The following is a 1618-nucleotide window of genomic DNA, read 5'->3' as shown; positions in this document are numbered from 1 at the left end:
TGCCAGAGGAACAGATGACCCTGAAGATCGGTTACGAGCCTATAAAGGGAGATCCAGAGGATGACAGCTGCGACCACTCAGACAATGATGACACACAGGATGAGGAAGAATTCAGTAATCCCGAAGTCTACACAGAGGAGGAGATGGAGGCCGTCGAGGGTCACATTGAGCAGTATTTCGGTAAGGTCGAGAATGTGTTCCACGAGTTGGTCTCCCCGGACATCCATGTGGACATCTGCATCGTGCCGCCCACTGAGGAGCGGGACTATTATACCCTGGTCACCATGGGTATGGGTGCTCACCGGATGAATGTGCCGGAAGAACTGGCAGAATACAAGCTGGAGCGGGCGGAGCTGGCTATCGCGCTGCCTGCGGACTGGAAGTTGGTTCAGGAATCTATGCAGGATGAGCGGTGGTACTGGCCCATTCGCCTGCTGAAAACCCTGGCCCGCCTTCCCATTGCCAGCGATACCTGGCTGGGCTTCGGCCATACCATGGACAATGAGGAGGATTTTGCAAAGGACACAAAGCTGTGCGCCGCCATTCTGACTGGTCCCCAGGATACCGAAGATGGCAGCGAAGTCTGCATCCTTCCGAGCGGCGAGGAGGTCAACTTCTATCAGGTGATCCCCCTCTACCGGGATGAATTGGAATATAAGCTGGCCCATGACGCAGACGCCCTGCTGGACAAAATGAACGGCATCAGCTTTGTGGTCAACCCCACCCGCCAGGATGCTATCACTCGTGGCACTCTTTCCAATGATGATTTTGACGGTGAGATGGACGACGCTTCCTATCACCTTGAGAGCATTGAGGAGAAGGAACTGCCTATTGACCCCATCAATGCTTATAACCACATGGCCATCTATCTGCGCTGGTGCATGGAGCATGACCTGATGGGTGAGGACTTCCTGAAAGAATACAGCGAAGTGGCCAAACAGGTCAAAGCCGACCCTGCCAGCGTAGACCTGAGGGCATTCATCCAAGATGAGCTGGACGGCTGCCTGTTCTCTGTGCTGTTCAATCAGCAAGGTCGCGCCTTTGCCGGCTATTACTACGGAGAGGGCGACAGTCCCTACTATCCCGCCGACATTGACGACAATGCCCTCCGCTTCTTCGGCCCGGAACGGTATCACTCCAATGAGTTCCAGCAGGAGGCATACCTGTTCATCCCCTTTGACGAGGACTACTATCAGGCTATGGCAGAGGTGATCGGGGAACGGTTTGAAAACTGGCAGGGACAGGACTTCGACGAGGATACGCTGGAGCCTTCCGAGGTTGCTCAGGCCATCATGGAGTATCTGGACTGCGAGTGTACCTATTTCCCATCCATGGCAGATGATGACCCCATCATGTCGGCATACAGCTACGCCCAGCGGCTGGGGGTACGGGAGGGCTTTGTTCCCGTGCTCATCAAGGCGGATGATGAAACGCTGTTGGAGTGTCTGGTGATGAACGCCGATCCGGAGCACAATGCGGACTTCTACGAATTTGACCTCAAAACAGTAGAGGAGTATCGAAAGAAGATGCTCTCCGCTCCCATCAAGGACGGAAAGGCGGTTCTGGAGGAATTGACCGGCCAGCGCAAGGAAGAAGCCGAGGACGATGACATGGACTG

1 protein-coding gene is annotated in these 1618 nt (G+C 54.9%); it reads left to right on the top strand.

Features of this window, described 5'->3' with window-relative positions; genetic code table 11:
• Positions 1 to 1618 (top strand): suppressor of fused domain protein (locus tag FGS84_RS30555; RefSeq protein WP_138311884.1); only part of this gene is annotated, 1618 nt, incomplete at both ends.

It is taken from the genome of Clostridium sp. 1001271st1 H5, assembly GCF_005845215.1.
GTDB lineage: Bacteria > Bacillota > Clostridia > Lachnospirales > Lachnospiraceae > Enterocloster.
This window is presented reverse-complemented; position numbering and strand designations above follow the sequence as displayed.